Below are 12,491 nucleotides of genomic sequence, written 5' to 3' on the forward strand. Positions count from 1 at the left end.
CGCCTGCCACAAATGCAGCAGGCGGCTTAACCTTATTTAATATCAAGTAAAAACTTACTTTGCGTAGCTGATGGCACGCATCTCACGGATCACTGTGATCTTAATCTGGCCAGGGTACTGCATTTCTTTTTCGATCTTCTGAGAGATATCAAAAGATATCTGCGCTGCCTTCTCATCCGTAACGTTATCCGCATCTACCATCACGCGCAGTTCACGACCAGCCTGGATCGCGTAGCACTGGTTAACACCTTCAAATGAAACAGCTGTTTCCTCCAGCTCCTTCAAACGCTTGATGTAAGACTCCATGATCTCGCGACGTGCTCCTGGTCTTGAACCAGAAATAGCGTCACAGGCCTGGATAAGCGGAGAAACCATAGCGGTCATCTCCACCTCATCGTGGTGAGCTCCAATTGCATTACAAACATCCGGATGCTCCTTGTACTTTTTGGCAAGCTCCATACCAATGATCGCGTGTGGCAATTCCGGCTCGTCTGGGGTTACTTTACCAATATCGTGTAACAGACCTGCGCGTTTCGCATGCTTCACGTTCAGGCCAAGCTCCGCGGCCATAGTGGCGCAAAGGTTAGCCACTTCACGGGAGTGCTGCAGCAGGTTCTGACCATAAGATGAACGGAAACGCATACGGCCTACCATCTTGATCAGTTCTGGGTGAAGGCCGTGAATACCTAAATCAATGGCAGTACGCTCACCGATCTCCACGATCTCTTCTTCAATGTTCTTGCGTGTTTTAGAAACTACCTCCTCAATACGGGCCGGGTGGATACGTCCGTCGGCTACCAGGCGGTGCAACGACAGACGCGCAATCTCACGGCGAACAGGGTCGAAACCAGAGATAATGATCGCTTCAGGAGTATCATCCACGATGATCTCAACACCTGTAGCTGCCTCTAAAGCACGAATGTTACGTCCTTCACGGCCAATGATCTTACCCTTGATATCATCGCTTTCGATGTTGAACACCGACACGCAGTTCTCAATAGCGTGCTCAGCAGCGGTACGCTGAATGGTTTCGATAACAATCTTTTTGGCTTCTTTGGTAGCGGTAAGCTTCGCCTGTGCAATAATGTCTTTGATGTGCGATGAGGCTTGAGTGGTTGCTTCGCTCTTCAGTGCCTCCACCATTTGCTCGCGTGCTTCAGCCGCGGTTAGGCCGGCAATCTTCTCCAGCTGGCTTACCACGCTTTCATGCTGCTGCTCTACCTCTTCTTTGCGCTTTCTAAGGTGCTCCAGCTGTGTATCCAGGTGCTCTTTTTCTTTGTTCAGCTCATGCTCGCGGCGCTTCGTCTCTTCCATTTGCTTGGCCACATGCTGCTCGCGCTGCTTCACTTTGTTCTCGTTCTGGATGATGATGTTCTTTTTCTTGTTCATCTCCTCCTCGAACTCCGACTTCAGTTTCAGGTATTTTTCCTTAGCCTCCAGGATACGATCCTTCATGATGCTCTCGCCGTTGATCTCGGCTTCACGAATGATGTTCTTGGCTCTCTGGCGCGCGTCTTTCTCCTGTTGCTTGTACACTTTCTGCAACAGCGTTCGCCCAATGTATACGCCTACTCCAAGCGCAACAACGGCCGTTAATAAAATATAAAGGATATTGAGCATAACTATAGTTTTATGGTTAATTAAAAACGTATAGCAGCACCTGCAAAGGAACAGTATAAGGCTGATAGCCCTTAACGAAGTATAAGCAGTTCACCGGGCCATACTGGCCACAGTGGCTTATTATTTATTTGTCGATGAGAGGAGGTCGTCCAGGACGTTGAGTTGTTGGCCAACTTTAGAGACATGCGCAGCTTGCTCATCCTCCAGTTTCAACTTCTCTACCATGGTTTCAAAGGCAACCATGGCTAACAGGTCTTGTTTATCCTGAATACTGAACTGGTCCTTAAAAAAGCGAAGGCGCTCATTCAGTAATTTCCCGACAACCCGAAGTCTTTCTTCTTCTTCCTCTTTTACCCGCATCGGATACTCGCGTTCCGCGATGCGAATCTTTATTGATAATTCACCCATCCGTTGCGTTTATTATTGTGCAGCTTACCGGTTTTACTCCAGTTAAAGGCTTCTAACATCCTTTCCTCCTGTCGTTTAGTCCTGAAGATAAGCAATACACTTATCGATTTCTCTAATGTATTCGTTTAGCTTGAGCTTTAACTCTGTCGAATTTGCAGTGTTTCCTGCTATCGTATCTACAATTTTAACAATATTCTCCTGATTTTGAAAATTTTTTATTTGCTGCTCCTTTTCTTCCAGCAAGCCCTCCAGGTGCTTTACTTCTTCCTGGGCCTGGGCCAGCTTCTGCTGCACCTCGGTGTAGCGGGAGATAAGCTTACGCAGCTTTTCTTCAATATGCTGGAGTTGTTGTAGTTGCTTTTCTTTTTGCATAACACTATTTGCGGATAAATGCTCCCAGTTGCTTCTCAAATTGTTGCATCAGGCGACTCATCACACTGTCGATCACCTTATCGGTTAATGTTTGCTGTTTATCAAGCAACGTAAAGCTAACGGCGTAGGCTTTCTTACCCGCCTCTATTTTATCCCCCTCATACACGTCAAACACATTCACATCCTGCAGCAGCTTGCGCTCTGTTCGTAAGGCAATCTGTTTCACCTGGTCAAAAGAAATATTCCTGTCCAGCACCAGCGACAGGTCACGGCGCACTTCCGGAAACTTCGGCAACTCTTCTGCTACCAGTTTATCTTTATACTTCTTGAGCAGGTAGTCCCAGTTCAGTTCGGCATACCACACCTGCTCCTTCACTTCCATAAATTTGGTAACACCGGCATCCAGCACGCCCAGCTTCGCTATCTCCGTCCCGTTTTTCATGTAAGAGATTCCCTGGCGCATATAGCTGTTCTCCTCCAGCTGCTGTACCTCAAAATCTCCGGCATTCATCTTACGCAGCACGTTTTGCACCACACCTGCCAGATCATGGAAAGAACTTTTTACGCTTGGCTGTTTCCAGCTTTCGGAGCTGACGTTACCAGCCATGTACAGCGACAGCTTACGGCTTTCGCTCAGTTGCCCGTCCAGCTGCTCGTAAACTTTGCCCAGCTCAAAAAGCTTAAGGTCTCGCTGACGGCGGTTGATGTTCCGGCGCAGCACCTCCAGGCCCGAGAAAATCATGCTCTTACGCATCACGTCCAGGTCTTCGGAGTTATAGTTTACCACCTGCACCAGCCCCGCCATCTCCTGCTCACCTGCCGGCTTGTAGTAGTTGGAATTGGTGATGGAGTTGGTAATGATCTCGTTAAAGCCGTTGGCTGCAATGTAATTCAAGACTACATCTGTCACATCCTCAGCATAGGGGTTCGGGAACTTGGCCAGGAAAGTAGTCGCCAGGTTCTCGTCCATTTCAATGTTATTGAAGCCGTAAATGCGCAGGATCTCCTCCACCACATCTGCCTCCCGTGTAACATCCACTTTAAACGGCGGCACCGACAGCGTCAGGTACTCATCTGTTTCAGCTGTAACTTTTATGTCCAGGTCTGTTAGTATGGCTTTGATTCGCTCAGCACCAATGTGCTGCCCGATCAGCATATGCGCCCGTTCAATGCTCAGCTTTATCTCACGATTCTCAATTTTATCCGGGTACACGTCCACAATTTCGGAAGACACCTCTCCGCCGGCAACTTCCTGCACCAGCAGCGCTGCACGCATAAGGGCCGTAATGACCATGTTCGGGTCAGTGCCGCGCTCAAAACGGAAGGATGCATCCGTCTTTAAGCCGTGGGCCATACCTGTCTTGCGCACCCAGTCCGGAGAGAAATAAGCGCTCTCGATAAAGATACTGGTCGTTTCGTCTGTTACCCCAGATTCTTCGCCACCGAACACACCACCGATCGCCATCGGGCCTTCTGTGTCGCAGATCATCAGGTCAGTAGCCTTCAGTTTGCGCTCCACGCCATCCAGCGTTTTGAAGGCAGTGCCTTCTGCAACGGTCTTTACAATGATCTTGTCACCTTTTATCTTATCGGCATCAAAGGCGTGTAATGGCTGGCCAAGCTCGTGCAGCACATAGTTGGTTACGTCTACCACGTTGTTGATCGGCGACAAACCAATGGCACGCAAATGTTTCTGCATCCACTCCGGCGAAGGACCTACCTTCAAACCTGAGATTGTTACACCAGCATAACGCGGACAAGCCTCCGTACTCTCAACTTCAACAGCTATTGGTTTCCTGGTGTTATCAACTTTGAAATCATCAACAGCAGGAAGTATAGCTGGTGTATTGATCAAAGCCTGCAGATCGCGGGCAACACCGTAATGCGAGGCGGCATCGGCACGGTTTGGTGTAAGGCCGATCTCAAAAACCTTGTCAGAACCTAAACCAAAAAACTCGGCAGCAGGTGTTCCGTTCGGCAGGTCCGTATCCAGTACCATGATACCGGCATGAGAGGCTCCAATACCTATTTCATCCTCGGCACAGATCATACCTTCTGACACGGCACCCCGTATCTTGGACTTCTTGATCTTAAAAGACTCGCCACCTGTTGGGTGCAGCGTGCTGTTTACCGTAGCCACCACCACGCGCTGCCCTGCAGCTACGTTTGGCGCACCACACACGATCTGGCTTGGCTCTTCAGCGCCTATGTCTACAGTGGTAATGTTCAGGCGGTCCGCATCCGGGTGGCGCTCACACGTGAGCACTTCCCCTAACACAATACCTTCCAGGCCACCTTTTACCATCTCAAAGTTATGGATCGCTTCCACTTCCAGGCCTGCGCCTGTAAGTAAAGAGCCCACTTCGTCTGCGGTTTTATCTGTATGTATAAGTTGTTTTAGCCAGTCGAATGAAATCAGCATATTGTTATTCTGTCTCTTATAATAAAGTATAGCCTCACTACTACAGAAGCCAATCTTTTTCAAAATTAAACATAATTCTGTTTAGTGGCACAAAGGCCACCAAATTAGATACCCATCAGGCTTTAGAAGGTGGTGCACAGGGCACCAGGGCTACTGCTCTAATGTTTATCGTAGGTCTTTTCGCCAGCCGGTATGGCAATATCCAGGCGGTTATCTTTAGGGGGCACCGGGCATGCATACTCTGCGTTGTAAGCGCAATAAGGATTATAGGCCCGGTTAAAGTCAAGGGTCACTGTTTGATCGCCTTCCTCATAAGGCACATCCAGGTAACGCCCGCCACCATACGTCTCAAAGCCATTTGTTTTATCAGTGAAAGGTACGAAAAGCTGTTCCTTTTTTTCGCCACTTAGCTTCTTATAGAGCGTCAGGCGTTGTGGCTGGCCATCTAATTCAAACGTAGCGATGCCATAGCGTAAGTAAGGCTCATAACTCCCACTAGTGAGCGTCATCAGCAGTGTATCCTGATTTGCAAGTTGCTCTACCTGAGCCTGAACCTGGTACTCCACGTTTGGCTCATAATACAGCAGGTTCTTAAAACTTCGGCGATCTTCGTCCACAAAGGGAGAATTTGCCTGCCCCCTGAAGGAAAGGTCTTTGTCTTCCCGCTCCTTTTGCAAAGGCTTCAGATAGTTCTCCTCGTTAAAGAAGGCATCCTTAAAGAAATATAAAAGCACCAGTGCTACGCCGGCAAGTATGATCAGTCTTAGCGGTCTCTGCATAAAACTCAGCTTCTTTTGTTTCTGCAAAGGTCGTAATTTTTTAACAGGAAATATAGTTGGCTTCACCTCTTTCGTTTACCATCTTGCAGCTTATCCGAAATCAAAATGGATTTAAAAAACCATTACGACAACCTGTTTACAGAATCTTCAAAAGAGATTTTACAGGGTAACTACACTGTTGATGACCTTATTGACTCCTCTTCAGACAACAGGTTTGGCATTACGTTGCTGATCCGGCCCACCAGGCAGATCAAAAGTAGCATTCAGGCATTTATGGATGAACTCAAAGCAGCCAATCCAACGCAGTATTATTATCCGCTTTCTGATGTACACATCACTGTTATGTCGATCATATCTTGTTACAGCGGCTTTCGGTTAGAAGATATTTCAGTTGAAGACTATGTTACAATCATAGAAAAATGCCTTGAAGGTATAAATGCCATTGAGATCAACTTTCATGGTGTAACGGCATCAGCATCTGCAATAATGTTACAGGGTTTCCCTGGCAACAACTCCCTGAACCAGCTTCGTGATAACCTGAGAAAACAATTTAAAAGCGCTGGTTTACAGGAAACTATTGACAGCCGCTATACAATAGCTACGGCTCATGCTACTGTTATGCGGTTCCGGGAAAGCCTACATGACCGTACAGGAATGATACAAATTTTAGAAAAGTATAGAAACCACAACTTCGGAACTTTTACAGCCAAACACATAGAACTGGTCTTTAACGATTGGTACCAGCGAGAAAGGTACGTGAAGCAGTTACACACTTTCCGGTTGAAGTAAATAAGAAACACACAACCCTCCCCCGCTTACCTGAGTTTCTAAAGTAGAAAGCTGCCATACAGACTATGTCAACCAAACAGGAAAAGCATTACCAGGATCTTATCTCACAGCTAGAGCAACTGCATGAAGAGGCTATAGCGCTGGAGAAAAAGTTTGCACCGGCCATTGCCAAAGTTGCCCCCGAGTTTAAGAAAAGTGCTAAAAACCTGCTCCATTACCTCACATTGCGGCATCATGATATCAGGGTACTGCAGGAAAAGCTGTCACAAATGGGCCTGTCGTCGCTTGGGCGGGCAGAAGGGCATGTTCTGGCCAGTCTGCAGGCTGTACGTAACCAGCTTTGCCACTTGTCTGCCTGTGAACCAACCTCTAAACATGTGGCAGTATCTTTTTCTGAAAACCACAAATTACTTTCCGAACATACAGAAGCATTGCTGGGGCCCAGGCCCGAAAAACGTTCTACCCGTATCATGGTCACTATCCCCGGCGAGGCGGACGACAACTATGAGCTCATACTCCGTTTGTTAAAGGCCGGCATGAACTGTGCCCGGATCAACTGTGCGCATGACACCGAACGAACCTGGCTCAAAATGGTGCAACATATTAATGAGGCTAAGAAAGAAACCCACCTTAAGTGCAAAATTTTAATGGACCTGATGGGCCCGAAACTACGCACCGGTCCGCTAAAAGAGGGGCCAAAACTGGCCGTGTTGCACCCGGTACAGAATGATATAGGCCAGATAACGGAAGCCGCTAAAATATGGCTGGCTCCTCCGGGGGCAACGCCCCCCAAGAACATCGACGCCGCATTGCCTGTAAGCCTGGAGTGGCTTGCCCAGCTACAAGAGGGGGATAAGATCAGGTTTACAGACACACGTGGCAGGAAACGCTTTTTTTCAGTTATCCGCAAAGAACCGAATGGTCTGGTTACTAACCTTTTCAAGACCTCCTACATCACGACAGGCACGGAGCTGCGTGTAAAAAACAAGGCCATCGCGCAGCAAGTAGCCCAGGTAGGGGAGTTACCCCCTATTTACTCTCCTATCATACTCAAAAAAGACAGCTTCTTGCTCCTCACGAAAAAACAAATTCCGGGGGAGCCTGCCCAGTTTAATGCGCAGGGGCATGTAGTGCAGCCAGCGCATATCCCATGCACACTACCCGAGGTGTTTACACAGGTTAAACCGGGACAGCCCATACTTTTTAACGATGGTAAAATTGAAGGGGAAATAAAAGATGTTAACCCGGACCAGTTGTTAATAAAAATCACCTATGCCAGCCAGACAGGGAGCAAATTGCGCGCCGATCAGGGCATTAACTTGCCTGAAAGCAAGATTCATGTGCAGGGGCTCACAGACAAGGACAAGCATGACCTGAAATTTATTGTAAAACATGCCGATATCGTAAATCAGTCCTTTGTGAACCAGGTAGAGAACGTAGATGCCCTATTGCAAGAGATGCACAGGCTGAAGGCACAGAAGCTTGGTGTGATGCTTAAAATTGAAACACAGGAAGGGTTTAGAAATCTTCCCCGCCTGCTTTTGGCTACCATGAAAGCTTATCCTGCAGGTATCATGATCGCGCGCGGTGACCTGGCTGTGGAAAGTGGCTGGCAGCGGCTGGCCGAGGTGCAGGAGGAGATACTTTGGCTTTGTGAGGCCTCGCATATACCGGTAGTGTGGGCTACGCAAGTGCTGGAAACACTGGCTAAGAAAGGCAGACCTTCCCGGGCAGAGATCACGGATGCCGCCATGGCACAACGGGCAGATTGTGTCATGTTAAACAAAGGTCCGCACGTAGTGCAGGCTATTGAGTTCCTGCACGATATCCTGGTGCGGATGCAAGAACACCAGAACAAAAAAACCTCCATGCTACGCAGCCTGCATATATCTGATCTGGAGGAGTTAAAAGCTGATCATAAAACGAATCTATAAGGTCAAATACCCATCAAGCTCCTCATAACAGGCTATCAATTTGAATTTCAACAATTTAAATGTAGCACTATTGTTATTTTTTTATATATTTGCCTTGTTAAAGTACTACTAATTTACGTTTCCTGCTCCATTTACTACTTTTAGTGGCAGCAGTATTGTTTAACCAAACCTTAGTTTGATGAGAACAAGAACGATTGAAAAACTCCTGTACAAAATTGCTGCATTTCTGGTATTGATCGGGGCAATAATACGTATCATGCACTTGTCAGAGAACAACCTGGGCTTATACCTTATTCTTGCAGGCCATGTAGCCGGTGTTGCCGCTATTTTTATGTATATGAAATATGTAAATGATATGGAGCAGCAAAAGCATGTTTCCAAGGAAAGTACACAACAACTTAGTAACAAATAAGCTCTATATTTGATTTATGAAAACAAAACTAGCCCTTTTTCTACTGCTGCTGACAGGTAGTTTCGGCGCAGATGCGCAGGTACTTTCCGGATCACCAAAAGACCTGCCTGCCACTACAACGGCAAGTGTACAAACAGCCAGGCCGCTGGTACTGATAAATGATACTGAAACAGCAATGGGAGCGTTTATCCTGAAGCCAGAGCAGATTGCCTCTGTAAATGTGTATAAAGAAGAAAGTGCCCTTGCAAAGTTTGGTAACAAGGCAAAACAGGGCGCTGTAGTTATTAATTTAAAGAAAGGTTTGGTACTGGCAGGGTTAGAGGATATATACAGACATTTTCAAGTTCCTCAGGACCAACGACAGCTGCAAATAGCTATTAATGATACCTTGGTGCCTGATAAAAAGCTTCTTCTGGCAGATATCAAACTGATAGATAAAATAGAATTGAAGACACAAGATGTAACTGCCGTTAACCGCATCAGCTTTAACGAGGACCAGCCTTACATCAACATAGTTACGTCAGTACAATAATATGGACGGGAAACGACGATCAGATATAAAACCTGGCCTTCATGTAAACATTGTTCTGAAAGAGGACCAGCGTACCGGCAACCTAACCGAAGGCTACGTTCAGGACATCCTTACAAAGTCGCCTACGCACCCACATGGCATTAAAGTGAGGTTAGAAACTGGCGAAGTTGGCAGAGTACAGGAGATCTTAGAAGAAGATTAAGGCATTATCCTTACTATAAGGAGCATTAACTGATGCAACTTATACCGTTACTCAGCTATGCCGGTTTACTTCAGCAACTGCCTTTAGAAACCGGAATACTCGGAAAGAAAGACCTGCCACCTCCCTGGCTTTAGAGAATCCCTTCATCGGCAAAGCTGTAGTAGTCGCTGTCGGTGAAGATAATATGATCTAATACAGGTAAATCCAGGAACTGCCCTGCATCTTTCATCTTTTTGGTAAGGGAAATATCTGCGGCACTAGGTTTTATGTTACCGCTGGGGTGGTTGTGCACCAGTATAATGGAACTGGCTAACTGTTCCAGTGCCTTTTTAAAGATCATTTTAGGGTCTGCCACGGTTCCTGCTACCCCTCCTGAGCTGATGCTTTCTTTTCTCATCACAACATTGGCACGATTCAAAAGTATAATCCAAAACTCTTCGTGGGGCAGGTCTAGCAGCTGGGGTTTGATGTAATTATAAATATCTGAGGAACAGGTAATACGTGTTTTGGCCGCAGATGCCGTCTCTTTTCTACGCCTGCCAAGCTCCAGTGCACTCACTATTGAAATCGCTTTGGCCTCTCCAATACCTTTATGCTTCGTCAGGTCCTTTACAGATAGCTTTGCCAGTTCGTTCAGGTCGTTGCTCACAGCGGCCAGAATAAGTTTAGCCACATCCACGGCTGTAAGGTTTTGCGTTCCGGAGCCGATAAGTATAGCGATCAGTTCTGCATCACTAAGGGCAGACTTACCCTTGAGCAGTAACTTTTCCCGGGGGCGATCTTCCTCGGCCCATGTTTTAATATTTAAAGGCTGATCGTATGGAGCGGTGGCAGTAGCTTCTGGTTCTTTCACTTACGGTATAGATTTTGATAACAAAAGAGATGCTAGTGCAATTCTTTTTGCTAAATATTAGTTCAGCAGTAGCAGCTATTAATTCTTTTTAAATCAATTAAATCTAAAATTGTCCGTTTAGGTGTTTTTCTGATACCTTTTAGAGCGGTAAAGTTATATGATAAATCGTATTTTGTCTTTTGGTATAATTGTCCTGATCCTTTTCCTGATAGACTTGTATGTCTTTCAGGCAGTGCGGGTCGTAACTCAGTCACTTAGCCCCCTGTCACAGCGGGTCATATACATTCTGTACTGGCTGATCTTTGCCATTACGTCAGGCACGTTTGTACTTGCCTCTGCCACCAGAGGCACGCCTCCAAGTAATTTTCAGACTTACCTGGCCAGTACATTGTTTATTATTTTTGCTTCCAAGCTGGTAGTAGTAGTTTTTCTGATGCTCGATGATGTCGTGCGATTAGGTAAGTTAACGTTTAACAGCCTGAGTTCAACTACACCATATGACCCTTCGCGTAACCTGTTCTTCAGCCAGTTAGGCCTGGTTGTAGCTGCTGTGCCGTTCACGGCATTTATCTATGGTATGGTAAAAGGAGCTTATGATTACCGTGTAAAGCGTGTAACACTTCGTTTCCCGAATTTGCCTGCTGCTTTTGATGGTTATAAGATGCTGCAGATATCAGACCTCCATACAGGTAGCTTTAGTTCTACAGACCCGCTGAAGGAAGCCGTTGCCTTGATCAATAAACAAGAAGCTGACCTGGTACTTTTTACAGGAGACCTCGTGAACAACCTTGCTTCTGAGGTTCAGCCACATATCCCTACGCTAAAAGAAATTAAGGCTAAATCTGCCGTATATTCGGTGCTCGGCAATCACGACTATGCTGATTATGTCCGGGAGTGGCCAACGCCAACTGCCAAGAGCGAAAATCTGAAGCGCCTGAAGGCCAGTCATGCAGAAATGGGTTGGGACCTGCTGATGAACGAGAATCGTATCATCGAGAAAAACGGGGAAAAGATTGCCATACTCGGTGTAGAAAACTGGGGTAACAAGGCTGGCTTCCCGAAATACGGACGCTTATCAGATGCTTACCAGGGCACAGAAGGCACCCCATTTAAAGTGCTGCTTTCTCATGATCCATCGCACTGGGACGGAGAAATAAACCAGAGTTACAAGGATATCGACCTAACACTTTCCGGCCACACCCACGGCATGCAATTTGGCGTGAACATACCAGGGCTTAAGTGGAGCCCTGTACAGTATATGTATAAACAGTGGGCCGGTCTTTATAAAAAAGGACAACAACACCTCTATGTAAACACTGGTCTTGGCTTCCTGGGCTATCCTGGTAGGGTTGGTTTTTTACCTGAGATCACTGTATTTGAGCTTAAGCGCGCCTAACTTCAGACAACTTCTGTAAAAAGGAGCCGGCATTTGTGCCGGCTCCTTTTTTTTAGCGGCAGGTTTACTTGTTGCGGTGTTTGCTCAGATGTCTTGCACCCTATCATGCAACAAACAATAACTCTCTGGCAGCCGTAAAAAAAAGAAATTCGCAAAGGCCCTGTAAATACAGTACTAGACAGCGAGCAACATTATATACTAAACTATGAAAAGACTATTCTATTCCATATTTGCACTCAGCACCATGCTATTTATGGCTTCCTCATGTTCCGAAGACAGGGGTACGACTACTGAAGTGGCCTCTTCTAATGAAGATGAAAACGTAAACCCAAATAACCTCAGAGGTTATGGAGACCGTGAACCAGGAGGTGCGCCACCTGCTAACCCAGAGGCTGGACAGATGTATGGTTTTGAAGTAGACAAATACTCAGATGCATTTGCAAAGGACTTAAACCTGGACGCAGATCTGGCGACCGAGATGGTAAAGATTTACTATGACCGCAACAGGCAACTAAGTGAACTGGAGCAGCGCTATCAGTATTCAGAAACATCGCGCATGGGAGGCCAGGCCGCGGAAGAGACGGACAACGCCAAAACCAAGGAACCGCCAATGACCGAGGCTCAGAAAAAAGCTGAGCAGGAACGTATAGACCAGGAAACTGACCAAAAAGTAAAGGAGGTTCTTAATCCGGAACAGTATAAAACCTATGAGATGAACCGCAGCAAATACCACCAGATGCAGCTTGAAAAAACTGGAAAAAACCAGTAACAG

General features: G+C 46.6%; 13 protein-coding genes. 7 read left to right on the forward strand and 6 right to left on the reverse strand.

Annotated elements, in window-relative coordinates:
- Positions 1 to 54: 54 nt before the first annotated feature.
- The 5 genes from rny to ACSX1A_RS14075 form a co-directional block, all read right to left on the reverse strand.
- Positions 55 to 1,620, reverse strand: coding sequence for a ribonuclease Y (rny, locus tag ACSX1A_RS14055; protein WP_439880275.1), 1,566 nt, complete (start codon positions 1,618 to 1,620; stop codon positions 55 to 57).
- 120 nt (positions 1,621 to 1,740) lie between these two features.
- Positions 1,741 to 2,028, reverse strand: a complete 288-nt coding sequence (locus ACSX1A_RS14060; protein ID WP_439880276.1) for a cell division protein ZapA — start codon at positions 2,026 to 2,028, stop codon at positions 1,741 to 1,743.
- A gap of 75 nt (positions 2,029 to 2,103) precedes the next feature.
- Positions 2,104 to 2,400 (reverse strand): hypothetical protein, encoded by a 297-nt coding sequence (locus tag ACSX1A_RS14065; protein WP_439880277.1) that lies wholly within the window; start codon positions 2,398 to 2,400, stop codon positions 2,104 to 2,106.
- A gap of 4 nt (positions 2,401 to 2,404) precedes the next feature.
- Positions 2,405 to 4,822 (reverse strand): phenylalanine--tRNA ligase subunit beta, encoded by a 2,418-nt coding sequence (gene pheT / locus ACSX1A_RS14070; protein WP_439880278.1) that lies wholly within the window; start codon positions 4,820 to 4,822, stop codon positions 2,405 to 2,407.
- 158 nt (positions 4,823 to 4,980) lie between these two features.
- Complete coding sequence (locus tag ACSX1A_RS14075; RefSeq protein WP_439880279.1) at positions 4,981 to 5,601, reverse strand: DUF1684 domain-containing protein; 621 nt, start codon at positions 5,599 to 5,601, stop codon at positions 4,981 to 4,983.
- Positions 5,602 to 5,706: 105 nt separating this feature from the next.
- Between ACSX1A_RS14075 and ACSX1A_RS14080 the strand changes: the two genes are divergently transcribed.
- From ACSX1A_RS14080 to ACSX1A_RS14100, 5 genes are all read left to right on the forward strand, one after another.
- Complete coding sequence (locus tag ACSX1A_RS14080) at positions 5,707 to 6,390, forward strand: 2'-5' RNA ligase family protein (protein WP_439880280.1); 684 nt, start codon at positions 5,707 to 5,709, stop codon at positions 6,388 to 6,390.
- Positions 6,391 to 6,455: 65 nt separating this feature from the next.
- Positions 6,456 to 8,324 carry a pyruvate kinase gene (locus ACSX1A_RS14085; protein WP_439880281.1) on the forward strand — a complete coding sequence of 623 codons (1,869 nt, stop codon included), beginning with the start codon at positions 6,456 to 6,458 and terminating at the stop codon, positions 8,322 to 8,324.
- Between the two features lie 178 nt (positions 8,325 to 8,502).
- Entirely contained in the window at positions 8,503 to 8,736 is a 234-nt protein-coding gene (locus tag ACSX1A_RS14090; protein WP_439880282.1) for a hypothetical protein, read from the forward strand.
- Positions 8,737 to 8,752: 16 nt separating this feature from the next.
- The gene (locus tag ACSX1A_RS14095) at positions 8,753 to 9,268 is read left to right on the forward strand and encodes a hypothetical protein (protein ID WP_439880283.1); all 516 of its coding nucleotides are present in this window, start codon (positions 8,753 to 8,755) and stop codon (positions 9,266 to 9,268) included.
- 1 nt (position 9,269) lies between these two features.
- The gene (locus tag ACSX1A_RS14100) at positions 9,270 to 9,470 is read left to right on the forward strand and encodes a YwbE family protein (RefSeq protein ID WP_439880284.1); all 201 of its coding nucleotides are present in this window, start codon (positions 9,270 to 9,272) and stop codon (positions 9,468 to 9,470) included.
- Positions 9,471 to 9,600: 130 nt separating this feature from the next.
- On the opposite strand, the gene radC is transcribed toward ACSX1A_RS14100, so the two are convergent.
- Positions 9,601 to 10,323 (reverse strand): RadC family protein, encoded by a 723-nt coding sequence (radC, locus tag ACSX1A_RS14105; RefSeq protein WP_439880285.1) that lies wholly within the window; start codon positions 10,321 to 10,323, stop codon positions 9,601 to 9,603.
- A gap of 157 nt (positions 10,324 to 10,480) precedes the next feature.
- Between radC and ACSX1A_RS14110 the strand changes: the two genes are divergently transcribed.
- A complete protein-coding gene (locus tag ACSX1A_RS14110; RefSeq protein WP_439880286.1) occupies positions 10,481 to 11,719 on the forward strand; it encodes a metallophosphoesterase in 1,239 nt (412 codons plus the stop codon).
- A gap of 205 nt (positions 11,720 to 11,924) precedes the next feature.
- Entirely contained in the window at positions 11,925 to 12,488 is a 564-nt protein-coding gene (locus ACSX1A_RS14115; protein WP_439880287.1) for a hypothetical protein, read from the forward strand.
- Positions 12,489 to 12,491 lie beyond the last annotated feature (3 nt).

Source organism: Pontibacter sp. MBLB2868 (assembly GCF_051904785.1).
Classification (GTDB): Bacteria; Bacteroidota; Bacteroidia; order Cytophagales; family Hymenobacteraceae; genus Pontibacter.